The sequence below is a fragment of the Paenibacillus sp. JNUCC32 genome, assembly GCF_014863545.1.
GTDB classification, from domain to species: Bacteria; Bacillota; Bacilli; order Paenibacillales; family Paenibacillaceae; genus Paenibacillus_AQ; species Paenibacillus_AQ lautus_A.
The window spans coordinates 4,226,671-4,253,284 of sequence record NZ_CP062260.1 but is presented as its reverse complement, the minus strand read 5'-3'; the positions used below and the strand labels follow the sequence as shown (position 1 = coordinate 4,253,284).

Here is a 26,614-nt window from a genome sequence, read left to right as displayed (position 1 = left end):
AGAGGTGACTGACTTGAAAGGATTGAAGCTTCATAGCATCCGCCTGAAGATGCTGCTTATGCTGCTCGCCAGCATCGGCATCGCGGCCGCCCTGCTTATCATACTCTATGCGTTAAGCACGCTGGTCCTCTCCATTCCGGCCATCAACCCGCCGCTTGCCTGGATCGTCAATAACCTCGGTTCGAAGCCGGTTATGTTGGTCACGGGCGTCATTCTTTTTTTGGCAAGCTATTACATGAGCACGAGGTGGTTTGCCCTGGATCTGCGGAAGGTAGAGACCGGTCTTCAGGACATCACGGCCGGACGATTCGATTCCAGAATCGAGCTCGACACCCGGGACGAAGTAGGCGCCGTCGCTGCTAGCATTAACCGCATGACCGAGCAGCTGAACGCGTACCTGGAGGAAATCACGCATGGCCTTCGCGAGATTGCCAAGGGGAATTTCGATACCGAGATTCCTGTTCGCTCAGGCAGCCAGCTGGGCGAGGTCGCCGAGAGCATCAACCAGATGAGCAGGCAGCTTCACCAATCCATTCTGGAGGAGCGCCATGCGGAGAAAACGAAGAACGATCTGATCACGGGGGTATCCCATGATCTCCGGACGCCGCTGACATCGATACTGGGGTTCCTGGAGGTTATCGAGGAAGACCGGTACCAGGATGAAGTAGAGCTGCGGTATTACGTGAATATCGCTTATGAGAAAGCGCAGAATCTGAAGAAGCTGATCGATGACCTGTTCGAATACACGAGGATCAATAACGGGCTTCCGCTGGATATTAGGGAGATCGATATGGCTCAGTTCATGAGACAGCTGATCGAGGAATTCGTCCCGTCCTTGGAGAAAGCCGGGATGGAATGCAAGCTTGCGGCGGAGGAAGGCCTCGTTATTCGGGCAGACGGCGCCCAGCTTGTCCGGGCTTACGAGAATCTGATATCCAATGCGATCCGGTACGGAGAGTCGGGACACAGGATCGACATCGCCGTCCGCAGCGTGGGCGGTCAGGTGAGCATCAGCTTCACCAACTACGGCGATCCGATTCCGGAGCGGGATTTGCCTTTCATCTTCGATCGCTTCTACCGCGTGGAGGCTTCCCGTTCGAAGCAGACCGGGGGCACGGGACTGGGACTGGCGATCACGAAGAGCATCGTGGAGGTCCAGGGCGGCGAAATCCGGGTTCGGAGCGACCGGCAGCGGACGACCTTTGAAACCCGCTTTCCCCAAGTCGTATAGCAGCAGTTCGCTTGCCGCACGGTGGTCGTTCTGCATTGCGAAGCAATTGAGGCAGCCAAAGCGAACGCTCCCTTCGAGGGAGCGTTTTTATATGATCCTGAGAAGGGCTCCCCGATCGCTGCTGCAAGGATCCCTATGGAATTGTTCAGTTTTATTTAAGCATTCGTTAAGAACTTGCCCCGCTGATTGATAAGATATGTTCCTTATACTTTCCTTCAGAACGTACATAAGGAGGAAGTCGGATGGAATCCTTGGATTATTCGAAACGGAACGCCAGGCTCGTGGTGGCGTGGCAGATTATGATTGTGATGGTTGGTGTCATTTTATTATCGGGATGCGCAGAGTTCAGTGCATTCCGTGCTAATATGCAGATTGAGGAGCGATCCATCGGCGGGGCGGCATCAGAAGGCAATCGAGACTCGTCTATTGCCCCCGCATCCTTTATCGGTCAAGTGTGGGGGGAATTATCGGACGGCGTGTCTAATCGCGCCAGAATCATGACAGGCAGGCAAACGCAGAGCCGCAGCGTACCTGATTCAGCCTGGCGAATGAATGTCCGATGATGCTGAAGAGAGCGAGCCTGCGTCGGATCAGCCGCGGAAGCATCACAACAGGAATAGCCCGTTCATACACGCGTTAGAAAGAGCTCCTTTTCTGAAAGGGAGCTTTTTTTGTTTTGATTTTGGAACATATTGTCTTATAATAGCGTTTACAATATATATGCTTGTATGGGAGAGGATGGTTTCTTGTGAGTACACGCGTTTCGATCCGTAAGCGACTATTCATCGGAATAACGGCAGCCGCCTGCATTTCACTCGTCGGACTTCCGGCTCAGCAGGCGCAGGAGGGCACTCGTCCCGTATTCGCCGATGCTGCAGGAACCGGGAGCTTTACATCCGGTCAACGCGTCACGCTTCAGCAGAGGACTGCTTTTTTCCCTAATGCGCTTAGCAAGAACAGCCATCTGAGGAATCTCAAGGCCAGCTATTACGGGGCCGATGGAGAATCGCTCCGGCTTCACTCCGTGAAGGGGGAAATGGCATTAATCAAGTCCGATTCCCGTGGGGACCTGTGGCTCCCGACATGGTATGTTTCCAAGGAAGCTGCCAAAGTGAACGAAATTTCCCCGCTCTCGCTTCAACTGCGCAGCAGCGGCAGCATATACCTGGCTCCCGGAAGCGCGGTGAAATGGCCGGTATCCCAGACGGGAACGTCCCTCATCGCCGTAGCCCAGTGGAAGGACTGGTACGGCGTTATGGTCGCTCCCTCCAAGTGGAAGGAAGATTACCGGATCTACCGCCCGGCGATGATGTGGGTACAAGGGAAGGACACGACAGCCAAGAAGGCGATGCCTGAAGCGCTTCTCGGTGGCAATTCGGAAGTAGCGACGGATGTGGTGCGCAACTTGACGGAGTTTCTTTTTAAGAAAGGGACCCCTTCTTCGTACGTGAAAAAGCTGCTCGGCGAACCGCAGGCGAGGGAGGCATCGCGGAATCAGGAATCGAGCTCCAATCAACCGATGATACTCGGGGAGACCTGGAGATACGAGCAGCGGGATGCCCATTATACCGTGACGTTCTCCCCATCCGGAAAGCTGAGTTCCAGCGAATGGGTAATCCCTTCGGCGGGATCCTTCGAGCGGAGTTACAATCCTGGCGATGATTACGAGTTTACCTATCGTTTGGACGTCCTGCCGCTGCGCAAGACCATAACAGCCGATCCCGATTGGCGAAATCAGGGTAATCTGAATTTCACCTTCCTACTGGAGGCCAACGAGGATGTCCTGCTTCTCAAGGGAGATGACGGCGGGTTCAGCGGGATGCACGATAACTCTTCCTTGTACGCAATTGACCGGGGCACCGGCAAGAAGCTGTGGCAGGAGGATGCGGGATTCGGATGGTATACGGCCATTACAGATCGGGAGCGGCAGCATGTCACGATGTACTCGGCATATAACCCGGAGGTTAAGGATTACGTGGCCCGCGTGCGGCATATCCGGTTGTCGGATGGCAAGGTGTTATGGGAGGTTAAGCCCAAGAACGAATTCGGTTTGACGATGACGGCTGCGGCCGATGCGATCGTACTGGTTGAAGCTTTGAACATGAACGAAACCAAAAGCGTGCTGAGCGTCCTGGATCAGGATACCGGTAAGCAGCGTTGGAAAAAGACCTTGTCCGGCGAACACCGCTTGCTGAATGCAGGAACGGACGATCCGTACGTGCTTATCGAGCAGAACGGACAGCTTACCGCTTACGATCCGGTCACCGGCAAAGCGGCATGGCATGTGAAGGTCGGCAAGAGGGTGATGGACGATCCGTCCCGAGATCCGTATTTTACCGGAGGTTATCGTTACGATCCAACTGCGCCAGCGGATATGACAACACGTTGGATGCTGCTTGGCAAGGAATGGGTTCTGCTCAATACGGAAACCGGCGAGCGCGAAGACACGTATCCGGCACGTGAGATGGAAAGGTTCGAGGTGCTGAATGAGCGGTATCTGCTGGTGCAGCGTGCGCTTGGCGGGGAGTATTTCAGCGGGGCCGCCGCTTACGAAAGCGTACTGTATGACCGCCTTGAAGATAAGGAACTATGGACAATTAAAGGGAAGGCCACCCGTGGCGTCATCGAGGGAGCGCGAGTCTATCTTGCCTTAAACGGCATTCCGGCTGCGGTAGATATAGAGAGCGGCAGCATCCTATGGAAGATGGAGACCACTTCCAAAGCGGGTGACGATCTGTCCCATCTGGTTGGCAGCAGCTACGGAATCATGGATCCGTACCTGCTGATAAGTTTGGGAAGCGATCTTGTGGTGTTGAACAAGGAAGACGGCAGAAGCTTGGGCAGATTGCATGACGTGATCACCGGCAACGTCGATTTGCGAGAGACCTATGCCAAAAACGGCGCGCTGAACGTAACGGATCAGGAAGTGCTCGTCGGCACGGTCAACGGAGCTTTTATTCGTTATGATGCCCGAGCGTTAAAGGAACGCTTGGATGAGCTGTTATAGCTTGTATCGATAGATGACTAACACCGTAGGGAGACGTCCGCAAAGGAGGAAGACTTATGGGCAAGAGGCTTAAGTTAGCAGGGCTTCCGATCATCAGCCTATTGTTGATCCTATGTTTGGGCTGCGGCAGCAAGCAGTCGGCCAGTTATGCGTCTTTGGTAAAATACGATGACCAAGAGTATATCGGAAAAGGCACTGAGGGTGCCGAGGCTTTTGCGGAGGCGGATTTGACCTTGGCGGGCACGATCCAGAAGCGGCTCGAGCCTGATCAATATCCGGATACGCATTTATCCTCGAACGAGCTGCCCGAAGGCACGGAAATCTATGTCGTCGATGAACATACGTTGGTGGCTTTGCAGGAAGGCCGAAGATTCAAGGTGTTTGAGCGCATGGAATAAATGCAGATGAACGATAAGCGTCCCTGGTGTCTGGAAACAGATGCTGGGGGCGTTTTTTTGGTCTTATGTTATCTTGCGAATTTTGATATTGTTTCGTTTCTATTGAATGGTATAATATTCCTGGTTCAAATTGACTAGATTTGAAAGACTTACATTCTGATAAGAGATGAGGTTCATTCATGTTCAAGAAAATGTTGGTTCTGCTATTGGCGGTTTGCGTGATGGTTCCCAGCGTGGCCGGTGCAGCATATGGGGAGTCGGGCAAGGCAAGCGCCAAGATTGCAATGCTGCTGCCCGATGGCACGCCCTTGATGGAGGACGGCACGGTCTGGATTACGTACAGCCGTCTCCCCATCAACCGAATCCCGATTCCGATGGGTGGAGATCTGAAGTTCATCGCGGGCTCCAGCGGATACGGATTCGGCGTCAATAACGCCGGCGGACTGGTCATGTGGGGGGAATCGGGATACAAGGCTGTAGCGGGTGCGAATCATGTGAAACAGGTTGGACAAGGTTACTGGTTGACCTCTGACGGCATCGTCCATCGCATGGTTGATTCCAAGCCGCAGACCGTAAAGGGGTTTGAGGGAATTTCCGTTTTTGACGAGAACAACGGGATTATCGGCGGCGTTACCCAGTCGGGGACGGTCTTATACCATAATCGTGCTTATACGCCGGAGCCCGTGGCTCTGGGTCAAGCAGCGGACGTGGGCGCGATCCGCAAAATCAAGGTTGCCGGAGACTATGCCGCTATTTTATACAATGACGGAAGACTGGTGCTGTTCAGTACCCTTCGAATCAACGGCAGCACGACTTACCTGTCCCAAAACTTGATTAGCGACGGGGCTGATATTTCTTTCGGTAAAGAACAGAAACTGATTTTCGTCAAAAAGGACGGAACGGTGTGGAATGCGAGATTGGATGTATTCACGCAAACCTTCGAAATGAGCCCGTTGAACGGGATCAGCGGAGTGAAAGAGATTGTGGGAATCGAAGGTTCCAAGAGCTTTTTCGCCCGGCTATCGGATGGGACTTGGACCGAATATGATCATGGACAATTATATGATGTGACGGTTCCGAGCATTACGGGCGTTACGCTAAAGGTAGCGAACAGCAAGCCGAAGGTGGGGAGCTCCATCACGCCAACGGTCGAATTTCAGTACAGCAGCGGAGAGAAGCACAAGATTCCGGCGAATATGATCGCTTTGTCCGTAGACAAGCCGCATTTAATTAAAGCTGGAGATAAAGGAACTTACAAAATCATGGGCGTAGGCGAAGCCACGCTGACGGTGGAGGTCGCGGGCAAGAAGCAGTCCGTGAAAATCGTTTCAGGACTTGGCAAGCCGTTGGAGAACGCCAAGCAGGAAAAGGGGATTACTTACCTGCCGTTGAAGCCGGTATTCCAAGCCGTGGGAGGCTCGGTCCAATATCAGGCTGCTTCCAAGACCTTCGATATTACCGTAGGAGAAACCAAGCTTTCCGTTAAGGCAGGAAGCAAGCAGGCGAAGATCAACGGCAAAACCGTGAACATGAAAGGCGCTCCGATCCAGAACAAAGGGGAGACGCTCGTATCCGCGGATCTGCTGACCGCAGCACTGGGTGCAAAACTGAAATGGGATGCATCCAAACAGCAAATGACCGTGACGCTGGGCGCGGCACAATTCGTCGTAAAGGGCGAGCCGAAGAAGGTAACGAGCAGCGGCAACACCGGAAACGCCGGGAAAAGCAAAATGTCATCGGTTCCTGCGACCGGAAGCATGGCTGGTTGGAGACTGCTAAAAGGCCATGAATATGAAAAATCCTTGCGCATTTATTACCAATACAAGAATGGCATTCTGTCGACCAAAACGGAAGATATCCGCAAAGTGGATTTGAATAAAAAAGTGACTTGGACGGATGATTACGGTCGCAAGCATACCAATACCGTCCGTGAAATCTACTCCCTGTTCACCCTTTCGAATGAGTACACCTCAGAATGGCTTCACAAAAAGTTCGGAAGACTTTATGAGGACTGGCTGCTTAGCTCCTTGGTAGATGCCGCTCGGATTGTTGAGCAGTATTTGCAGGAGACCGGTCAGATGCCGAGTTATGCACCCAATGTAACCCTTACGCCGGATGCCGTATTCGAATACGAGTAAGCGAATGCGAGCAAGCAAAAAAGATATTCTCGTTTCGGAAAAGGGCCAGGAGATTCCTGGCCTTTTTTGCTATGGAAGCAATCCTTTCTCGTGGACGAATACCATCCCACTGCAAGCTCCATCCGTCTCCCTTATGCGGCGAATATTATAACTTACATCAAAATATAGTAAACGTAAATGCAAGCCCTGTTACTTGCAATTTTAAATACAAAGGGGGGGACATTCATGAAGCGAAGGATACCGCCTGACCGATTGTCTGAGCCGGGGGCGGCCGATACTCCGCCTCCCAGAAGGCACACCCTGTTTTGGAGAATGTTCGCGAACTATTTTCTCCTTATTCTCATCCCCGTCATTGTTGCTTCGGTTCTTGCTCAGGTGCTTGTCGTTCGCATCATCGAAAAGGATGCCGAGCGTTTTAACCAAGTGGTGATGAACCGGTTCTCCGAGCAGACGGATGCCGAGCTTCAATCGCTAAAGACAAGCATGATTAATATCCTGAGCACATCCAGATTGCGGAGCGTGCTGCTCGCTCCCATGTCTTCGTCGCCGGAAAGCCAGCTCCTTCCGGAGCTGCTTCATTCCCTGCGGGAGCAGCTGCAGCAGCTGGAATCGGATGAATTGGTCGAGAAGGCTTATTATTATTTTGTCCATCAGGATTTAATGATCGATGCCGAGACCTATACGAACAAAGCGTATTATTTCCGTTCCCGCTATCCCTTGGATCTGAACCGCCGCCACCAGCTGGAAGCCGAATTATCCGGCAAGAAAATGATGGATTTCATGGATTCCCCCGCTTCCGTGACGGCTTCCATGAGTTACCCGTTCAATACCGCCGCCCCTGAAGTTTACCTCCTGGTCGAAGTGAAGCGAGACAAGCTTGAGGAGAGGATTCATATTCCGGAGAGCTGGGTCACGGGCACGGCCATTGTGGATGATACTGCCCAAGTGATCGCCCGGACCGGTTTGACCGAGCAGGACCAGCATGACCTGCAGCAGCGAATACGCACGGATGGCTTCGCTTCGCAATTTACGATATCGGACAAGATGGGGCTGTCCTTCATGGCGTCCGGCTTCAACGAGTCCTGGCATTATATCAGCATGGTTGATCTAGGCACATTGATGAAGCCGGTCCATATTACCCGCTTAATCTGCTGGTTGTTCCTCCTGTTCTTCCTCATTGTCGGCGCGCTCGCCTCGTATTATTTAAGCCGGCGCTTGTACCGGCCGATTCGGGAGATCAAGGATGGCTTGAAGCTGCACCATGCTCCGAATGAAGAGGGCCGTTACGAAGGTAACGAGTTTGACGTCATCAAGCGCTACTCCCAGTTCATCATGACCGAGAATAAAGAGCTGTACCAGATGGTGAACGGGATGCTGCCGATCGTACAGGAGCAGTTTTTTACGAAAATCCTGCTGGGGCAATACCGGGATGCCTTATCGATTGAGTACTACGCCAAGGAGATTGAGTTTGCTTACAGCCATATGGCGGCAAGAACCGTCCTGTGCATCTCTTTCCACTATGACCGGTCGTTTTATGATTCGACTTCGGAATCCGCCAAAATCTTTTTGCTGACGGAGCTGAAGGACAAGATCCACCGGCTGGCGCCCGGCATGGTCTGGATCTGCCAGACAAGGCCGGATTTGATGGCTTGCGTCGTCCAGCATGATCACATCACGGAGGGTTATCCGGAACGAATAGCGGAGCAGATCAGGCACGTTTTTCTGCAATACGGTGTCTGTTATAAAGCGACGATCGGGATCGGCAGAACCATTCATGCCATCGAAGAGCTGCATCAGTCCTATGAGCATGCGCTGGCCATGCTGAATTACCGGGGGCTGCATTCCACGGTGGAGATTTGCGGCAGTCTGCCTTCAAGGGAGCTGCAGCAATGGGACTCTTTCCTGTCCGTACAGGAGGTCCAGCGGATCCACAACCAGTGCAAAACCCGGGAGTATGACAAGCTGCTCCATTCCGTGCTGGATCTGCTGGAGGAAGGGAAGCGTAAGGATGCGTCAGCCGTGCAGATGAAATATCTGCTAGCCGATGTGCTCAACACCTGGATTCGGGCGGTGGAGTCGGAGCGCAATGAATTGAACGTTCCCTATTATTCCGGTCTGTTCGAGCGAATGAATCGCTGCATGACATGGGACGAGCTGACGCAATGCTTCCAGGACATTCATGGCTTTCTGTTCCGAAAACCGGCCTCCAGCAGCCGCAGCCAACAATTTATGGAGATTTTGGAGTACATTCACGAGCACTACGATCAAGAGCTGTCGATCGAGAATTTTGCCGGCATGATGAATATGTCCATCGGGCATTTCAGTCGAACCTTCAAGGAGGAGGTCGGCGAGAAGTACGTGGAATATATCGCGAAGTACCGGCTGATGAAGGCGAAGCAATTTTTGCTTGAAACCGATTTGAAAATAGACGAAATCGCCGAAAAGGTGGGGTATTGGGGGAGGAATTCCTTGATTCGGGCTTTCCGCCGATATGAAGGCATAACGCCTGCCAAATACCGGAGTTCCCATCAATAAGAAAGAAGAGACTGCATTATTTTCTGAAGTCTCTTTTTTTGCATGGAACAGGCCGAAAGCCTTGCGGCGCAGGCATAACAAAACATGCGTCTTAAGGAAAAGATGTTTGCTTTACGCGAAGGAGGCACGGCTCGTATAGTGGGGATAACAACAAACGAATGTAAATGCTTTCAATCGGAGGTGGGGATTATTGGCGCAGCTATCACGGATCGGTTACGTTCTGAAAAAGCATAAAGCGTTGTACTTGCTGATGCTGCCCGGCATCTTGTACTACTTGATATTCAAGTACGCGCCGATGTACGGCATCATCATTGCTTTCCAGGATTATTCGATCGGCCGGGGCATTTTGGGAAGCAAATTTGTGGGACTGAAGCATTTCATTGAATTTTTCTATGTCACCCCCGATGCATGGAAGCTGATACGCAACACGATCATGCTGAATGTGTACGATCTGCTGTTTCATTTTCCGGCGCCGATCATTCTGGCGATCCTATTCCATGAGCTGAAGAGCAAATGGTTCAAACGGTTCGTGCAAAACATCAGCTACATGCCGCATTTCCTGTCGACCGTCGTGATCGCGGGCATTCTCGTCACCTTCCTGTCTCCGACCACGGGCGTGGTGAACCATCTGCTCGTCAAGCTGTTCGGCATCGAGCCGATCATGTTTCTCGGCATGCCGGAGTGGTTCCGGACGGTGTACGTGGGCTCCGAAATATGGCAGAAGGTCGGGTGGGGGACCATTCTCTACCTGGCTGCGATTGCCGGCATCGATCCGACGCTGTACGAGGCGGCCAAGATGGATGGAGCCAACCGGTGGCAGCAGATCCGGCATATTACGTTCATCGGCATGGTGCCTGTCATGATTATTCTGTTCGTGCTGTCGCTCGGTAATTTCATGGAGGCCAGCTTCGAGAAAATCCTCTTGATTTACAACACGATGAATTACGAAACCGCGGATGTCATTAATACCTTTGTGTACCGGCGGGGCATCCTGGATGCCGATTTCAGCTTCGCGACCGCAGTAGGCCTGTTCCAGTCGGCGATTGGCTTCATTCTGGTCGTTGCGGCCAATCGGGTCGTACGCAAATATTCGGAGACCAGCCTGTGGTAAGGGAGGTGCGCGATGAAAAAGCAGGAAAGCTTCGCTTCGAAGCTGTTTGACGTATTCAATATATTGTTCATGATTGTGCTGATCATGGTAATGGCCTACCCGATGGTGTACGTATTCTCGGCTTCCATCAGCAACAATGCCATGGTCGCGAGCGGCGCGGTGCTGCTATGGCCGAAAAAGATTACGCTGATCGCTTACGAACAGCTCATCTACAACCCCGATCTCTGGGTGAGTTACTGGAATACGATCCGGTACACGTTCCTGCATACGTTGCTGACGCTGATTGCAACCTCGGCGATGGCGTATCCGCTGGGGAAGCGATGGCTGCCCGGCCGAAGAGTGATTCTGCTTATGGCAGCGTTCACGCTTCTCTTCAGCGGGGGCATGATTCCAACCTTCCTGATCGTTCAGAAGCTGGGGATGCTGGACACGATCTGGGCGATCGTCCTTCCGTCGCTGATCAGCACATGGTACCTGTTCATTATGCGGACATTTTTCGAGGCGCTGCCGGAGGAGCTTGAGGACGCGGCTGCCATCGACGGATGCGGATCCATGCAGATTCTGGTGCGGATCGTGCTGCCGCTATCCGTGCCGGTGATGGTCACGATCGGCCTGTTCACGGCGGTGAATCAATGGAATTCCTTCTTCAGCGCTTTGATCTACCTGAATGACCGGGAAATGTACCCGCTGCAAATCATGATGCGCAACATCCTGATCGCCGGCACGAACGTGCAGGGCGAAGGCGACCTGACGCATCTGGAAACGCTGAAATACGCCATGATCATGATCGGGACGCTGCCGATCCTGTGCGTCTATCCGTTTATCCAAAAATATTTTGTACAGGGCACGATGATTGGCGGCATTAAGGGGTAGTCATGGATTTAACGGGAATCCATTTCTATACGATGTGATGATAAAAAAAGGAGGTTATGGAATGCGGCAAAAGGGGTTCAGAACGGCGCTTGCCATGATCCTGCTCTGCGCGATGCTGGTTACGGGCTGCACCGGCGGGGGCAAGGACGATTCGGGGACGTTAAGCCCTGACAAACCGGTTACTTTTTCATGGCTCGTATACGACCGGGTGGAGGGCAAGGTTCGGGATGACTGGGAGATTTTGAAAGAGATCGAGGCCAAGACGGGCGTCAAAGTGAAGTTCCAGATCGTCAGCCAGGAAGGGCTTGAGGAGAAAAGGCAGATCATGATTGCCACGAATACCGCTACCGATTTTATCCAGGTGCCGACGCAGGACGGCCGGGAGCATGGGCCAGAGAAGGTGTTCCTGAACCTCCATGATTATTTGGATCGGGCTCCGAATCTGAAAGCCTTTTACGAGAAATATCCTGAAGCCAAGGCGCTGGCAACGGGCACGGACGGAGGCTTGTATACCGTACCTGTCCTGGAAGGGGATGCGGAAGGCAAGGGCTTTAACTTTATCTGGTATGCCCGCAAGGACATTATGGATCAGCACGGGATACAGGCGCCGACCACCGTGGATGAATTTTATCAATATCTGAAAACGTTGAAAGAAAAGGTGCCGGACTCCTACCCGCTCATATCGAACGCGATCGTAGGCGACACGGGGCTGTATACGACCTTCGGGCGTATCTTTACCGGCATCAGCGGTTTTTACAACCTGGATCCAACCAAGGATCAATACGCATTCGCGCCGTATCATGAGAATTATCAGGATATGCTGGTGTACCTGAATAAGCTGTATGCGGAAAAATTGCTGGATCCGGAATTCTCGCTGCTGACGCAAGCGCAGTGGGAGGAGCGCATCCTGACGGGTAAATCCTTGGTGACGTTTTTCTGGAAGGCCGATCTTGAATCCTTGGTTGCCAAGGCGAGGGGGGCCGGCACGGCGGAATATGAGCTGGACGCAATTCCATCCTTTGCTGCCGAAGGGATCAAGAACTATCAGTTCTCCCGTCCGGTCGTTGGCACCGTCGGCCGAGCGATATCGGCCAAAGTGAAGGATAAGGAGCGCGCCGTCCAATTCCTCGATTATTTGGTGAGCGAAGAGGGAACGAATTATCTGTCATTAGGCATCGAAGGCAAAACGTATACGATGGAGGACGGCAAAGCGGTATATAACAAGGAGTTCGGCGAATCTCCGTTTAATGCGCTGCGCAAGGATTGGGGCGTATGGTATGACCTGATCACGCTGAATAACGCCAAGTCGCGGGAAGTGTGGGAGCGCGGGTTAAGCGAGAAGAGCAAGGATATCAATGCAAGGTATGAGCAGTATATCGTCCCTGCACCGAAGCAGATCGTCAAGACGGAAGAGGAGCTGGAGCTCGAGAAATCGAAGCTGAACAATCTGAATAAATTCCTTGAACAGAAGGTAACGGAGTTTGTAACCGGCAAAACGCCGATCAACGATTCCACGTATCAGCAATTCATCGACCAAGCGAAGAAACTCGGCTCCGACGAACTCCTTGCCATGTATAACACCGCATATACGCGCACATACGGCGGCAAGTAATTCTTAATGGAGATGGGGGGAATCAGGCAATGGACGATACCAAAATCATCGATGTCGACGTTCATAACGAGCAGGACGACAGGGCGCTGCTGCCATATCTGCAGGAGCCTTGGCGCACCCGGGTAGCGGCATCCGGCATCGGGTATGCAGGCTCAGGGTATTACTCGCCGATCGGCGTGATGAAAAAAGACTCGATCCCTCCGGGGGGAGGCAAGGCCGGCTCCGATCCCGATTATATGATCAAGCAGCTGATCGAAGGCTACAATCTGGACTATGCCGTATTGACGGGAGTCGTCTATAACATCTCCTCCACGCATGATCCGGATTATGCAGCGGCGATATGCTCGGCTTATAACGATTATCTGATCGCCGAGTGGCTTGGCAAGCATAAAGCTTTTAAGGGAGCCATGGCGGTAGCTACCCAGGACCCGCTGCTGGCGGCACGCGAGATCGATAGGATCGGCGGCCATCCGGATATCGTAGAGGTGATGATCTCCAGTGCGGCGAGGTCGCCGCTGGGACAGCGCCACTATCACCCGATCTACGAAGCGGCGGCGCGTAACGGCCTACCGGTCGGGATCCATCCGGGAGCGGAAGGCGGCGGGAGCTCGACGGCTCCCACCGCGGCCGGCTACCCGACCCGCTACATCGAATGGCACACCTGCCTCTCCCAGATGTTCATGGCGCATCTGGTGAGCATGGTCTGCGAGGGCGTGTTCGTGAAGTATCCGAGCCTCAAGGTCGTTCTGGTTGAAGGCGGAGTAGCCTGGCTGCCGGGCCTGATGTGGCGGCTGGACAAAAATTACAAGGCTCTGCGCGCAACCGTGCCCTGGCTGACGAGAATGCCGAGCGAGTACATCCGGGATCACTGCTACTTATCGACGCAGCCGATTGAGGAGCCGGATAATCCGCAGCATCTCATCGATCTCTTCAATATGATCGATGCCGAGAACATGCTGCTCTATTCCAGCGATTACCCGCATTGGGACTTCGACTCGCCGGGCCATATCCTGCGGGGCCTGAAGCCGGAAGCGCGGCGGAAGATCTTTTATGAGAATGCGAAACAGCTGTACCGGCTGGATTGAAGGATTGGATGAATGGATGATGGATAAATGGACGAACGGATGAATGGATGAATGGATGAATGGATGAATGGATGAACGGTATCCGTATGAACCTAGCATGAATAATTGAAGCTGGGGCTATGGGCAAACCAAAGTCAAACCAAAGACAAACCAAAGACAAACGAAAGACGAACCAATGGCAAAGTTGAAAGAAAGTCGAAATCAAAGGCGAAAGAAGAAGGTCGAAAACAAAGGCAAAAACAAGGTTGGACCCAAGTTGAACCAAACTCAAAGCCAAACCCTACAAAGCTGGGCGCATAGGCAAGGAGGTGGCATGTATGGCGGTACATTACGTGCTGGCGGAGGAGGACGTTCCGGAGGGCGGGCACGCGGTCGTGAACATAGAGGGACGCGAAATCGGCATCTATCGGGTCAACGGCGAGTATCATGCGATTCTGAACTACTGCCCGCATCAGGGGGCGCCAATCTGCGCAGGACTGGTCTCCGGTACGACGCTTCCTTCGGAGGTATACGACTACGAATACGGCCGGGCAGGCGAAATTGTCCGCTGTCCCTGGCATGGGTGGGAGTTCGACCTGCAGACCGGCAAGTCGCTGTTTAGCGACCGCATCCGGGTGAAGAAGTATAAGGTGGAGGTCCAAGAGGGCAAGATCGGGGTGGTGATGTGGAGGAAATAGGCGGGGAATTGAAGGAATGTGATTATTGGGGCTTCTGGTATCATTACTAGCTATGGGAACTCAAGTTACTTGTGTCAGCTTTTAACGGACCCTAGATCCGTTATTTAAGATCAAAACTCGATTTTTTACAATGTATCGGACTCCAGATCCGCTAATGTGCGAATTATGGATGCCAACACCAATAAAAACAGCAAATAAGGTCCTCTATGTCCGCTAAAGATACCAAAAGGGCTATTTTGTACGAAATAAGGTATTCTGAGTCCGTAAGAAAGCCGAAAGCCCTCACGACCATAGAGCAAGAGGACTTCGGGACATATGGAATGATATGGCGATCATATTTTTGGACGTCCGGTCCACAGTGAATTGCTGCTCACTGCACTGTTCGTCTAAGCGGGGGCATAGGTGCGGTGCGTAGTCCGGTAACGGCTTGGATGGCTCTCGATTGAAATAAGAGCGAGAATTGAGGGGCACGCGCCCCTCAAACTCGCTCTTTTAGTCATGCCGATATTTCCGGCAGGTATACTGTTTTCTACTATAATCCCCTCACACCACCTGCGACAATACCAACCCCCCGTAAGCGAACGCGGCCAGGATCACCAAGGCCGGGTGGATCTTGCGGATGTTCATGGCCCAGAAGGCGACGGCGGCGATGCCGAGGGATTGCAGGAGGCCGATGGAGATGACCGAGCTTTTGCCGATCTGCCAGGTCAGGGTCAGCATCATGATCGCGATGACCGGCTGAACCAGCAGGGTCATGCCTTTGACCACCGGCGACGTGCGGTATTTTTGCAGCAGATTCAGCAGCCAGATGAGCGCTGCCGCGGAAGGGATGACCGTCGCCGCGAGGGCGAGGGTCATGCCCATCCAGCCGGATACGCCGTACCCGACAAAAGCGGCGATTTTGGTGGCGATCGGCCCGGGAAGCGCGTTGCCAAGCGCAAGCATGTTGGAGAATTCCGGGTCGGTCAGCCAGCCGTGATTCGTGACGATTTCCTTATACATGAGCGGGATCGAAGCAGGACCGCCGCCATATCCGAGCACGTTGGAGACAAAAAAGCTGATCAGCAGCTGAAGCCATTCTTCCATCAGGCGGACCCCTCCTTATCCCGTCTTTGTTTTTTGAGTTTGGCTACGGTTCTAAAATGCACGGTGCCATAGGCAAGGAACAGCATAATGACGATGGCCGGATGGATCTGGAGGCTTTCCAGCAGGAGAAACGACACCACAAAAAATCCGATCCCGGCGTAAATGCCAAGTCCCTTTACGGCCTTCTCGCCGAATTCGTAAGCCATCGTGCCTAGCATGACCGCAATAACCGGCGTAACGCCGGCAATCATGCCTGCCACGACTTTGGAGCTGCTGAGGAACGTCACCGCCGACAGCAGCGCGATCATCGCAATGCAGGTCGGGAGGATATGCGCAAGAACCGCGACCACCGCGCCTAGCACCCCTTTTTCCCGGTAACCGAGATAGGCGGCCATCTTCGTGGCGATCGGACCCGGGAGCGCATTGGCCAGAGCCAGCACCTCTCCGAATTCATCGTCGCTGAGCCAGCCGTAACGAACGACGGCCTCATGCCGGATCAGCGGAATGACGGAGGGACCACCGCCATAACCGAGTATGCCGGTTCGGAACATGCCGAACGTTAATTCCATGTATGGATTGCTGTTTTTATCATCCAAGGGTAGGAGTCCTTTCTGTCGAAAATCAGAGTCTGATGCCCATTCGGCTTTTATAGCGCTTGATTAAGATCTGCGTGTCCACGCTGGTTATGCCCGGAAGCGGGTAAAGCTTCTCGTTTAGAAACATTTCCATTTCCTTATGATCGGCAAACAAGCCGTGCATATGCAGTTTGCTGGGACCGGTCATATGATACAGGCTGGTCACATATGGCTCGTTCTCCAGTGTGTCCGCCACTTGCTGCAAATATTTGGGCTCAACCTCCACATTGAAAAAAGCGGACACCGAAATCCCCACTTTCTCCGGATTAATGACGGCCGCGAAGCGCTCAATGACGCCGTCATCGACCAGGGCATTGACCCTGGCCTGCGCGGCCACGCGGGACAAACCGATCTCCTTGGCCAAATCCGTGTACGAGATTCGCCCGTTCTTGCCAAGAATCGCAATGATTTTGCGGTCCGTATCATCAATCATGGGAGATGAGTTCTCGCCGGCAGCGTGAATATTCATGGAATGCAGCTCCTTTAGTTTTACTTATATGTAAGACTAACCGCGTGTGGATATTACAAAACGTAATTAAAATTAAAGTTACACTTACGATACGTTTAAATATATAAGTTCTTTACATTGTTTTCAATATGATTTGCATAATTTGAAACTTTTTCTCCGCATTTCAAGTCTAAGACTATGGATAGAAAAAGATAGATTTGAATGATTTGGATGTTGACATGCCTCAATGGAGAAGGCGGAATGATTCCGGAGAAGCGAAAGTTGGAAAATAATCTGGGGGCAACAGGGATCGGAGGAATAATCCGCATGCGTAGTGCTGAAAGGGCTACTGGTTAGAATCCATTTCACAATTCTATTAAATGGTTCCTTTTATATAATTACCCTTTTATATCAATTTATGATAGGATAAACGAGGTGAATAACTAGCTTCTCAGGATTTTCATTTGGAAAGGCGGCATGGATATGAAGAAATTATTTTGCCTCATTCTGGTTATCGTTATGCTGATCCCGGCGAGCATCGTCTCGGCGGCGGGCACAACCACTCAAGCCAAGTCGAAGAACAAACCGATAAATCTTGTTTTTGCAGGTGACATTCTGTTAGACGGATACGTGGGGAACCAGATTGATAGATTCGGTAACCTATATCCTTTTAAGAAGGTAGCCCCCATCTTGAAAAAGGCGGATATGGCGTTTGCCAACCTGGAGACGCCGGTCTCCATTCGCGGCAAGGCTGCGGATAAAACCTTTGCTTTCCGTTCGAAGCCGGACACGCTCAAGGGCCTGGTATACGCGGGAATCGACGGGGTCACGCTGGCGAACAACCACATCCTGGACTATGGCCAGCAAGCCATGCTGGACACGATCACGCATCTGAAACGCCAGAAGATCGGGTATACGGGTGCCGGGCGAAATATAGACGAGGCCTTCAAGCCTTACGTGCAGAACATTAACGGGAAAAAAGTCGCGGTGCTGGGCGTCAGCCGGGTGCTGTCGGACAATTCCTGGATTGCGGGCAAGAATCACCCGGGTGCTGCCTCCGCCTACACGATGGAGCCGATGCTGACCCATATTAAGAAGTCGGCCAAAACCAACGATTATACGATCGTATACATCCATTGGAACCAGGAATTCGCCGACTATCCGGAAGAATATGCGCGCACGATGGCGAAGAAGATGATTGACGCCGGAGCCGACATCATAATCGGATCGCACAGCCATACGTTGATGGGCATCGAATATTACAAGAACAAGCCGATTTATTATTCGCTCGGCAACTTCGTGTTCAACCGCTCCACCCGGGGCGGGGACAAAACCTTGCTGTCGATGATGGTGCATGTTGAGATTCAGGGCTCCAAGATCACGAGCCGGATTACGCCGGTGAAGATACTTCAGGGCCAGCCGAATCTGATGGACAAGAAGTACAACAAAGAGATCATCGCGAAACTGAACAAACTCTCCTACAATGCAAAAATTGATGCCAACGGCAACGTCACCAAAAAATAACAGGGAATCTCAAAGACAACTGCGGCTGTAAGCTGCGGTTGTTTTTTTGTGCGCTTTTTGGAAGCTCGCCGTAAAAACAAGTCGGAAGCTGGCGGCTAGGCGTTTGTTTTCATTCCCCGCATTCCGACAAAAGCTGTGCTTACGCCACCCATCCGGAAATTCCTGCCGAAAAAATAAAATAAAATTTTACAAAATGTATTGTAATTTAAAATAAAATTTCAATATGATGAAGGGAAGAAGACGGGTTATTTTCGTTCGTCGGAAGCGGTAAATACGAATCGGCAGCATACTTTTTTGCAGCCCTTCCAGCTAATGACTGAATGTAAAGCCGGTACCGGCAGAGTTAACCTCGTCTTAACACAGATTGGAGGTGGAATTAACAAGCGAGCGCTATACTCCCGAGTAGGTCTTTCGTTCATGAGCGGACTTACAACCGAGAGGAACCAGAGTCCAAGCATAGAGAAGGAGGAATTCATGTACATGTTAAGGAGCAAAAAGAGAATATCATCGCTGCTCAGCGGTGTGATGTTTCTATCGCTGCTGTTTCCCGCAGGACAAGCTGCTGCCGGCACAGCCGCCGCCGCTGCATCGGTCATTGATATGCGGCAGACGGAGATCGGGCCGGGGGCTACATACACGTGGGCGAATATGCAAAAAGGCAGCGGCGAGCAGAAGGTCCATATGGTGGAATTTGATCCATCGCAAGGAAATCTGGAGCTTCAGCCGGGTCTCACCGATGGCAAGGTATACGGCATGCAGGGAGTCAGCAAAATGGCGTCGGATGCCGATAAGGCAGGCAATCGCGTCATCGCGGCGGTGAACGGAGATTTCTACGATATGTCCACCGGAATTCCGCTCGGATTGTTCATGGGGGACGGGGAGCTGTTGACGGATCCGCCCAGCGGCCGGAACGCCTTTGGCATTAAACAGGCCGGAACGAGCCTTTACGGCAGTCCGAAATTAACGAAAAACGTGACGATAGGCGGAACGGTCAGCAGCCTGTCCTCTATCAACCGCATAAGAGGGACGGACGCACTTGTTCTTTATACCGAGAAATTCAATGCTACCACGATGACCAATAATCTGGGAGACGAAGTGATTCTGGATATCGTGAGCGGCAGGGTCGCCAGTGGAGAGACCTTGACGATGAAGGTGGTCTCGGTTGTTAAGGATCAGGGGAATTCGCCGATCGGCCAAGGTCAAGTGGTTTTGTCCGCTTCGGGCGCGCAGCGGAGCAAGCTTGCCGGGCTGAAGGCAGGAGATGAAGTGTCGGCAAGTTTTCAGCTGGATAACGAGTGGCAGGATGTCACGATGGCGATTGGCGGCACCGTGATGCTGGTCAAGGATGGCGTCGTGCAGCAGCATACCGATCCGGCTGTACACCCGAGAACGGTAGTGGGAACCAAAGCGGACGGCTCCGTTGTGCTGTTCGAGGTTGATGGCCGCCAGCCGGGGTTCAGTGAAGGGCTTAACTACATTGAGCTTGGCGAAATGTTGCAGGAGCTTGGCGTGGTTAACGCTCTGAACCTGGATGGAGGCGGTTCGGCTACCTTCGTTGCCCGCTTGCCGGGAGAAACGGAGCGCAAGGTGCTTAACTCGCCGTCGGACGGCGGGGAACGCAAAACGGCCAACGGCATTTTGCTGGTGAACAAAGCGCCTGAAGGAGCGGCGAATAAACTTGTCGTTGCACCGACGCTGGAAAGAGTGCTGACCGGTTCATCCGCTACCTTCAAAACGGCAGCCGTGGATCAGAATCTGCATCCGGCGAAAATGACGGAGGCCGCGGCTTGGAGCGTTGATCCAGCCTTTGGGGCAATCGACGCCAGCGGGACGTTTAAGGCAGGCAACCAACCTGGATTGACCGAGGTATCCGTACAATCCGGTAATCTGACGGGTAAAGCCGCATTGGAAGTCGTCGATGAGCTGACTGAGCTCAAGTTCTCCGACGCCGTGAAGACCTTCTCCTCCGGCTCGACCGAGACGCTCAAGGTCACGGCGCTTCGCAATGGTCAAGTGGTACAGGCCGACAATAGTCGTATGGAGTGGCGTACCGAAGGCGATATCGGGACGATTGACGGCAACGGGACGTTTACCGCCACGGACAAACAGGACGTCAGCGGCAAAATCTTCGTGAAGTACGGCCAAATCGAGACCTCAATCGAAGTGAACGTCGGTCTTCCGCCGGTCATGCTCGAGGATTTCGAGAATGGCCTTAGCCGCTATAAACCAAGCGCAGGTGCGCGGTTCAAGTCGACCCAGGTATCCATTGAAACCGATGAGACCTATATTCGTTCCGGGAATGGCGCCTTGAAGCTGGAGTATGATTTTACCGGAACGACAGGCACCTCCGGCGCTTATCTGGAGACGACAGGTACCGCGGACTATATCGAAATCCCTGGCTATCCCGAGAAGATCAGCATGTGGGTGTACGGGGATGGCAACACACACTGGCTTCGTGCCCAAATTCGTGACAGTAAAGGTGCAATCGGGCTCGATTTTACCGATCAGACGGTCGGCGTTGATTTCAAAGGTTGGAAGTATCTCGAAGCGACCGTGCCCAAAGGAAGAACCCTTCCGCTGGTGATGGACGCACCTGTACGATATATGGAAACAAATAACGAGAAAAAAGACGCCGGAGCCATCTACGTGGACGAAATTCGCGCATTGTACGGTCCGGCCAATGATGATATCGATCCGCCGGTTCTGAAAAAATTCTCGCCGGCCGACGGTGCGGAGATTACAGAGAACACGCCGACCATTACCGTGTATGCCGAGGATGCAGGCTATGATCCTGTCGCACACCCGGGAACGACGCTGATCGATCCGGACAAAATCCGATTCTATCTGGATGGAAGTCTGGTGCAGCATACCCTGTATCCGCCGGAAGGAAGAATCCATTACACGCCGAGCGTTCCGCTCGCCGATGGCGTTCATCAAGCAAAAGTCACCGTCCGCGATCTGTCGGGCAACCAAAGAACCGAGGAATGGAATTTCACCGTAAATACCGGTTCAGCCAAGGTGGTGTACGATACGCCGGAAACGATCTATGTTGGCGGCAGTTACACGCTGGATATCGGCGGTGTGAAGACATCCCAAATTCGCAGTGGTCATGTCGATTTCCAATTCGATCCTGCCAAAGTGGAGAATCTGGAGCTCATACCGGGGAACAAGCTGAGCCCATCCCAGGTTAGCGCGAGCATTGACGCTACGACAGGAAAGGTGAGGGTCACCTGGAAGGACATCCATACCGCATCCCTGCAGGATACGGATTGGATCGGCCAAATCCGGTACGACGTGAAAAAGAACGCAACCGGCAGCAGCATTATAGCGCTCACGTCCGGGGCGGTATCCTTCACCGATACGGGCAATACCGAGTTTTCGTTCTACGGTCTCCCGATCGAATCGCAGATCGCAACGCATTATGCGCTGAGCTGGAATGAGGATGGAATCGTAGAGGGATACGAAACGGTGTTCGAAGTGACCGATGCCCAAGGTCAGCCTGTGGAAGGCGTGCAGATCATGGCTGACGCGGCAGCGGTGGGCACAACGGATACGGCGGGTATCCTCAAGACTGCGGCGCTAACGTCCCAGGTCAAGACGTATACCGTGCAGGCCGTGAAGAACAATCAATATAGTCCGGCCTTGGAATTTAAGGTTTCGCCGCTGGCTGGAAGTCCTACTCCGTTCAACATCAGCGTGGGCATGGCCGAAGATCCGACCACGTCGCGAATGTTGAACTGGCACACGGGCCCGGCGACGGATGGGACCGTCGTGGAACTGGCCAAGCGGTCCGAATTCACGGATTTCGATGCGCCGAACGTCCAGAAGTTCAATGGTGCCAGCGATCTGTACCATACTTTGGATCTCGGGACGGTCCGCGTCCACAAAGCGACGGCGTCCGGCCTTGAGCCAGGCACAGAATATGTGTACCGTGTGGGTGACGGCCAAGGCCATTACAGTGCCCAAGGCTCGTTTAAAACAACGGAGCTCGCGGGAGACACAACGAAATTCCTGTATTTTGCGGATTCCCAGGCATCCACCGCCAAAGAGTTTGAGCTGTGGGGGAATACGATCGACAAGGCCGCAGCAGAGCATCCGGACGCCGAATTCATGGTCCATGCCGGGGATATGGTGGACAAAGGCTTCCTGGAGGAGCAGTGGAACTATTGGTTTGATGAAGCCCAGAAGCATTTCCTGAATACGACGTTAGTGTCGGCCATCGGCAACCATGAAGTGATGGGGAATAAGAAAAACGGAGACTTCCTGGCTCACTTTAACCAGCCGGGCAATGGCTTGGACAGCCTGAAGGGAACCAACTTCTCTTTTGATTACAAGGACGTTCATTTCATTATGCTGAACAGCGAGTATCAGCTGGAGGATCAGAAGAAGTGGCTTCAGCAGGATCTGGCTAATAATGATAAGAAATGGACCGTCGCGATGTTCCATCGCGGGCCTTACGGCAGCATTTACGATTCCGCCGAGGTACGGAGCCTGTGGGCGCCGGTGCTGGAGGAATTCGGCGTGGATCTCGTGTTAAACGGACATGATCATATTTATATTCGTTCCTACCCGATGATGAACAACCAGATTGCCGCGGACGGGAAGGGCACGACCTACGTCGTGGCGGGATCGTCAGGCCCTAAATTCTACTCCCACACGGAGCGGGGCTGGCATGAGGTGGTCGACGAAGAGAAGACTCAAATGTATGCCTCCGTGGAAGTGAAGGGAGACGAGCTTCATTTCGTAACCAAAACGGTTGGCGGACGCGTCGTGGACGAGTTTACGCTGACGAAATCGGATACGAAGCCGGATCCGCAGCGGATTGAAGTAACTCCAAACCAGCTGACGCTAGCTGTAGGCGAGAGTCAAAAGTTACTGGCTGATGTGAAGCCGAGCGGTGCGGAACGAACCGTTGTGTGGTCCGTATACCATTCCGAACCGTCGAATGACGTCGTCAGCGTATCCGCAGACGGCATCGTGACGGCTCAAGGTCTGGGCAGCGCGGTGGTAAGAGCGACCAGCACGGTTGCACCGGACGTCTATGCAGACGTGAAGATTACGGTGGACCGAATTCCGAACGGCAGCATCGAATCGATCCTCTTAAGCGGCAAATCCGAGCTGAAGGTTGGGGATGCCGACCAGACGGTAACAGAGGCGGTATATACCGACGGCAGCCGTATCCGTTTAATCGAAGGCATCACCTATGCGAGCAGTAAGCCGGACGTAGCTTCCATTGATGAACAGGGCTCGGTACGGGCTTTGGCAGCAGGGGCGACCGTCATTTCGGCAACCTATGAAGGGTTCAAGTCGGAATATGATTTGAAGGTGATCACACGTGGTGGAGGGAATCCCGATCCGGGGCCGGAGCCGCCGGTAGACCCGCCTGTGCAGCCGCCGGTAACACCACCGGTAACGCCTCCAGTAACGCCGCCCGTGACACCGCCGTCATCAGGCAGCATCACCTTATCGGCCAGCGAGCTTGCAGCTAAACTGTCGAACGGACAAGTGACCTTGTCGGTGGATGGAAACTTTACGGATATCACGCTGCCAGGGAAAGCAGCAGACATCCTCAAGGATGGTTCGATCCACCTTGAAGCGAAGAATTTGTCCCTAACGATCCCGGCCGAAGTGCTTCGCGAGCTTGGCGGCCTTGCAGATGCCGGCCAGCTTGAGAAGGGCACGATAAAACTGAGTGCCGCCACATTAACGGAGGCCGAGATGAAGCAGCGGATCGCGCAAGCTGCCCGCGTCTCCGGCGCTAAGCTGACAGCAGCCGGAGCCATGCTGGAGTTCGAGCTTAAACTGACGACAGCGGATGGCAAAGTCTACAGCTTAACCGAATTCGATCATCCAATTATGCTAGAACTGCCTTTATCTTCAGATGCTAGTGGCAAAAGAATCTCCATGTACTATGTATCGGGCAGCGGAGAGCTGGAGTATATCGGCGGTGTGAATAAAGACGGCCGCATGGCCGCAGGAATCCGCCATTTCAGTGCTTACGGTTTGCTGGATTACGCGAAAACCTTTGCGGATGTGCCAGCCTCGTTCTGGGCTGCGGAGGTGATCGGCGATTTGGCCGCGAAGCAGCTCATCGAAGGCGTTAGCGCAGACCGCTTCGCACCGGCTCAGCAAGTGACCCGGGCCGAGTTTGCCGCGATGCTGGTTCGTCTGCTGGATCTTAAGGCAGAAGGACCTGCGCCGTTCGCCGATGTAGCTTCAGGCAAATGGTACGCCGAGGCCGTGTCGGCGGCCGCCCAGTCCGGCATCGTGAACGGAACTGCCAAAGACCGTTTTGCACCGGACGCCCCGATCAAACGTCAGGAAATGGCGGCGATGCTGGTGCGCGCTTATGCCCACGCGATGAAACAACAGCAGGAGAACATCAGCGCGGGAAGCGGATTTGCCGATCTCGCCGAGTCTCCGGACTGGGTTCGCGAAGCGGTAGAAACCGCGCATGCCCTCGGATTTGTTCAGGGCCATGCGCCGAGCCGTTTTGCACCGGAAGGTTTGACCACGCGTGCGGAAAGCGCGCAGGTCATCCATAATCTGTTGAATAAGCTGAAGTAAAGCTTAGGCGAATATCGCCTCTCTCCACTGTAGAACTTCGCAGAGGAGAGAGGCTTTTTTTAGGTTAAAGTATGGCGGAAGTTCCGATAAAATGATATACAAGGTCAATGAACGAACGTAAGCCGAAGTTACACCTATCGAGTAACCGGAAAGGGGGAAGAGGATGACGGAATACGCGAATACGCCGAAGCCGCCTTATTATGCCTGCATTTTTGTGTCCAAACGAACGGAGGGCGACCGGGGTTACGGAGCGATGTCCGATAAAATGGCGGAGCTCGCTTCGCAGCAGCCCGGTTATCTCGGGGTGGAATCCGCTCGGGACGAGGGTCTCGGGATCACGGTTTCGTATTGGGACTCCCTGGAGGCCATACGTTTATGGAAGGAGAACGCGGCTCATCAGGTAGCCCAGGAACGGGGCAAGAACGAGTGGTATGAAAGCTTTGGCTTGCGAATTTGCAAGGTGGAGCGGGACAGCTTCTATAAGCTTTAGGCAAGGCCAGATCATGGAGAGGAAGAGGAGGAGTTTTATGGTGCAGAATCCGGGCAAGGTCAAATGGGGAATTATGGGGACGGGCTGGATTGCGGAGCAGTTTGCAGCCGATTTGGCGTATGTGGACAATGCTCAGTTTCTGGCGGTCGGTTCCCGTACGGCCAGCAGTGCAGGCGAGTTTGCGTCGAAATACGATATACCGCGGGCGTATGGCAGCTACGAGGAGCTCGTGTCGGATCCTGATGTCGACGTTGTGTACATAGCGACTCCGCATCCGATGCACAGGGACCATGCGCTGATGTGTCTCCAAGCAGGCAAATCCGTTCTGTGCGAAAAGCCCTTTACGATCAACGGGGATGAGCTGGAGGAGTTAGTCGCAGCAGCACGGGAGCATAAGCTGTTCCTGATGGAGGCCATGTGGACGCGTTTCCTTCCGCCGATCCGGCAGGTGCGCGAATGGCTGAAGGACGGTCTTATCGGCGACGTCCGGCTGGTGAAGGCCGATTTCGGTTTCCGGAGCGGCTGGAATCCGCAGGGCCGTTTGCTGAATTTGGAGCTCGGCGGGGGCGCGCTGCTGGATGCGGGCATTTATCCGGTGTCGTTTGCGGCCATGATCTTTGGAGCCGAGCCCGAGAAGATTTGGAGTACGGCGCATATCGGCGAGACGGGCGTAGATGAGCAGTTCTCCGTTATTCTATCCTATGAATCAGGCAAGACAGCATCGTTAAACGGGGCGATCCGGCTGGGATTGACGAATGAAGCTTATATTTATGGCACCAACGGGCATATCCACATTCCGTCCTTCTTGAACGCGACATCCGCTGCGCTTCATGTCGATGGCGAGGAACCGGTGGTTGTGACGGATGACCGACAAGAGAAGGGTTATAGCTTCGAGGCTTACGAAGTGGGACGCTGCCTGCTGGAAGGGCGGCTCGAGAGCGATGTGATGACGCTGGACGAATCGCTTGCGATTATGAGGCTGCTGGATCATATCCGGGGGCAGTGGGGATTGAAGTATCCTTCGGAAGGTTAAGCCGTGACGCTTATGATCGGGCTTCTTGAGTATACGAAATAAAAGAATGGTTTGAAGCAGCCAATACGGGCTTTGCCTCGTATTGGCTTTTTTTGGTCATTGTACGTCATGCGGACTAAAATTCCTGCCGGAGATTTAAAATTATATTTTACAAAAACTATTGA

General features: G+C 53.2%; 18 protein-coding genes. 15 read left to right on the top strand and 3 right to left on the bottom strand.

The window, feature by feature from the left end; genetic code table 11:
* Positions 1-13: 13 nt before the first annotated feature.
* The 11 genes from JNUCC32_RS19080 to JNUCC32_RS19030 all read left to right on the top strand — a co-directional run bounded on the left by JNUCC32_RS19080 (position 14) and on the right by JNUCC32_RS19030 (position 14,667).
* Entirely contained in the window at positions 14-1,231 is a 1,218-nt protein-coding gene (locus JNUCC32_RS19080; RefSeq protein ID WP_192569482.1) for a sensor histidine kinase, read from the top strand.
* Between the two features lie 242 nt (positions 1,232-1,473).
* A complete protein-coding gene (locus JNUCC32_RS19075) occupies positions 1,474-1,794 on the top strand; it encodes a hypothetical protein (protein ID WP_096775203.1) in 321 nt (106 codons plus the stop codon).
* A 185-nt stretch (positions 1,795-1,979) separates the two neighbouring features.
* Positions 1,980-4,238 (top strand): outer membrane protein assembly factor BamB family protein, encoded by a 2,259-nt coding sequence (locus JNUCC32_RS19070; RefSeq protein ID WP_192569481.1) that lies wholly within the window; start codon positions 1,980-1,982, stop codon positions 4,236-4,238.
* Positions 4,239-4,294: 56 nt separating this feature from the next.
* The gene (locus JNUCC32_RS19065) at positions 4,295-4,636 is read left to right on the top strand and encodes a hypothetical protein (RefSeq protein WP_096775205.1); all 342 of its coding nucleotides are present in this window, start codon (positions 4,295-4,297) and stop codon (positions 4,634-4,636) included.
* A 179-nt stretch (positions 4,637-4,815) separates the two neighbouring features.
* A complete protein-coding gene (locus JNUCC32_RS19060; protein WP_192569480.1) occupies positions 4,816-6,774 on the top strand; it encodes a copper amine oxidase N-terminal domain-containing protein in 1,959 nt (652 codons plus the stop codon).
* A 225-nt stretch (positions 6,775-6,999) separates the two neighbouring features.
* Positions 7,000-9,309, top strand: a complete 2,310-nt coding sequence (locus tag JNUCC32_RS19055; protein WP_192569479.1) for a helix-turn-helix domain-containing protein — start codon at positions 7,000-7,002, stop codon at positions 9,307-9,309.
* Between the two features lie 190 nt (positions 9,310-9,499).
* The gene (locus JNUCC32_RS19050) at positions 9,500-10,420 is read left to right on the top strand and encodes an ABC transporter permease (protein WP_090910674.1); all 921 of its coding nucleotides are present in this window, start codon (positions 9,500-9,502) and stop codon (positions 10,418-10,420) included.
* A 12-nt stretch (positions 10,421-10,432) separates the two neighbouring features.
* Complete coding sequence (locus JNUCC32_RS19045) at positions 10,433-11,293, top strand: carbohydrate ABC transporter permease (protein ID WP_192569478.1); 861 nt, start codon at positions 10,433-10,435, stop codon at positions 11,291-11,293.
* A gap of 61 nt (positions 11,294-11,354) precedes the next feature.
* On the top strand, positions 11,355-12,905 hold the full coding sequence (locus tag JNUCC32_RS19040) for an ABC transporter substrate-binding protein (protein ID WP_192569477.1): 1,551 nt from the start codon (positions 11,355-11,357) through the stop codon (positions 12,903-12,905).
* A gap of 29 nt (positions 12,906-12,934) precedes the next feature.
* On the top strand, positions 12,935-13,990 hold the full coding sequence (locus tag JNUCC32_RS19035; protein WP_192569476.1) for an amidohydrolase family protein: 1,056 nt from the start codon (positions 12,935-12,937) through the stop codon (positions 13,988-13,990).
* 317 nt (positions 13,991-14,307) lie between these two features.
* Positions 14,308-14,667 carry a Rieske (2Fe-2S) protein gene (locus JNUCC32_RS19030; protein ID WP_192569475.1) on the top strand — a complete coding sequence of 120 codons (360 nt, stop codon included), beginning with the start codon at positions 14,308-14,310 and terminating at the stop codon, positions 14,665-14,667.
* Positions 14,668-15,210: 543 nt separating this feature from the next.
* Here the strand turns inward: JNUCC32_RS19030 and JNUCC32_RS19025 are convergent.
* Genes JNUCC32_RS19025 through JNUCC32_RS19015 form a run of 3 tightly spaced genes read right to left on the bottom strand, consistent with a single transcriptional unit; the run spans position 15,211 to position 16,857 of the window.
* Complete coding sequence (locus tag JNUCC32_RS19025) at positions 15,211-15,753, bottom strand: chromate efflux transporter ChrA (RefSeq protein WP_192569474.1); 543 nt, start codon at positions 15,751-15,753, stop codon at positions 15,211-15,213.
* A complete protein-coding gene (locus JNUCC32_RS19020) occupies positions 15,753-16,322 on the bottom strand; it encodes a chromate efflux transporter ChrB (protein ID WP_192572697.1) in 570 nt (189 codons plus the stop codon). The genes JNUCC32_RS19025 and JNUCC32_RS19020 overlap by 1 nt, the downstream gene beginning before the upstream one ends.
* A 52-nt stretch (positions 16,323-16,374) precedes the next feature.
* A complete protein-coding gene (locus tag JNUCC32_RS19015) occupies positions 16,375-16,857 on the bottom strand; it encodes a chromate efflux transcriptional regulator ChrS (protein WP_090910668.1) in 483 nt (160 codons plus the stop codon).
* A 462-nt stretch (positions 16,858-17,319) separates the two neighbouring features.
* On the opposite strand from JNUCC32_RS19015, the gene JNUCC32_RS19010 reads away from it, so the two are divergent.
* From JNUCC32_RS19010 to JNUCC32_RS18995, 4 genes are all read left to right on the top strand, one after another.
* Complete coding sequence (locus JNUCC32_RS19010) at positions 17,320-18,360, top strand: CapA family protein (protein WP_192569473.1); 1,041 nt, start codon at positions 17,320-17,322, stop codon at positions 18,358-18,360.
* Between the two features lie 480 nt (positions 18,361-18,840).
* On the top strand, positions 18,841-24,927 hold the full coding sequence (locus tag JNUCC32_RS19005) for a phosphodiester glycosidase family protein (protein WP_430623443.1): 6,087 nt from the start codon (positions 18,841-18,843) through the stop codon (positions 24,925-24,927).
* 163 nt (positions 24,928-25,090) lie between these two features.
* Complete coding sequence (locus tag JNUCC32_RS19000; RefSeq protein WP_192569471.1) at positions 25,091-25,417, top strand: antibiotic biosynthesis monooxygenase family protein; 327 nt, start codon at positions 25,091-25,093, stop codon at positions 25,415-25,417.
* A 37-nt stretch (positions 25,418-25,454) separates the two neighbouring features.
* Positions 25,455-26,450 (top strand): Gfo/Idh/MocA family protein, encoded by a 996-nt coding sequence (locus JNUCC32_RS18995; RefSeq protein ID WP_096775217.1) that lies wholly within the window; start codon positions 25,455-25,457, stop codon positions 26,448-26,450.
* The last annotated feature ends 164 nt before the right edge of the window (positions 26,451-26,614 follow it).

Coding starts and splice junctions, on each gene's coding strand:
- JNUCC32_RS19075 (WP_096775203.1), top strand. CDS start 1,474: ATGGAATCCTTGGATTATTCGAAACGGAACGCCAGGCTCGTGGTGGCG.
- JNUCC32_RS19065 (WP_096775205.1), top strand. CDS start 4,295: ATGGGCAAGAGGCTTAAGTTAGCAGGGCTTCCGATCATCAGCCTATTG.
- JNUCC32_RS19060 (WP_192569480.1), top strand. CDS start 4,816: ATGTTCAAGAAAATGTTGGTTCTGCTATTGGCGGTTTGCGTGATGGTT.
- JNUCC32_RS19055 (WP_192569479.1), top strand. CDS start 7,000: ATGAAGCGAAGGATACCGCCTGACCGATTGTCTGAGCCGGGGGCGGCC.
- JNUCC32_RS19045 (WP_192569478.1), top strand. CDS start 10,433: ATGAAAAAGCAGGAAAGCTTCGCTTCGAAGCTGTTTGACGTATTCAAT.
- JNUCC32_RS19040 (WP_192569477.1), top strand. CDS start 11,355: ATGCGGCAAAAGGGGTTCAGAACGGCGCTTGCCATGATCCTGCTCTGC.
- JNUCC32_RS19035 (WP_192569476.1), top strand. CDS start 12,935: ATGGACGATACCAAAATCATCGATGTCGACGTTCATAACGAGCAGGAC.
- JNUCC32_RS19030 (WP_192569475.1), top strand. CDS start 14,308: ATGGCGGTACATTACGTGCTGGCGGAGGAGGACGTTCCGGAGGGCGGG.
- JNUCC32_RS19025 (WP_192569474.1), bottom strand. CDS start 15,753: ATGGAAGAATGGCTTCAGCTGCTGATCAGCTTTTTTGTCTCCAACGTG.
- JNUCC32_RS19020 (WP_192572697.1), bottom strand. CDS start 16,322: ATGGAATTAACGTTCGGCATGTTCCGAACCGGCATACTCGGTTATGGC.
- JNUCC32_RS19015 (WP_090910668.1), bottom strand. CDS start 16,857: ATGAATATTCACGCTGCCGGCGAGAACTCATCTCCCATGATTGATGAT.
- JNUCC32_RS19010 (WP_192569473.1), top strand. CDS start 17,320: ATGAAGAAATTATTTTGCCTCATTCTGGTTATCGTTATGCTGATCCCG.
- JNUCC32_RS19005 (WP_430623443.1), top strand. CDS start 18,841: ATGTTAAGGAGCAAAAAGAGAATATCATCGCTGCTCAGCGGTGTGATG.
- JNUCC32_RS19000 (WP_192569471.1), top strand. CDS start 25,091: ATGACGGAATACGCGAATACGCCGAAGCCGCCTTATTATGCCTGCATT.
- JNUCC32_RS18995 (WP_096775217.1), top strand. CDS start 25,455: ATGGTGCAGAATCCGGGCAAGGTCAAATGGGGAATTATGGGGACGGGC.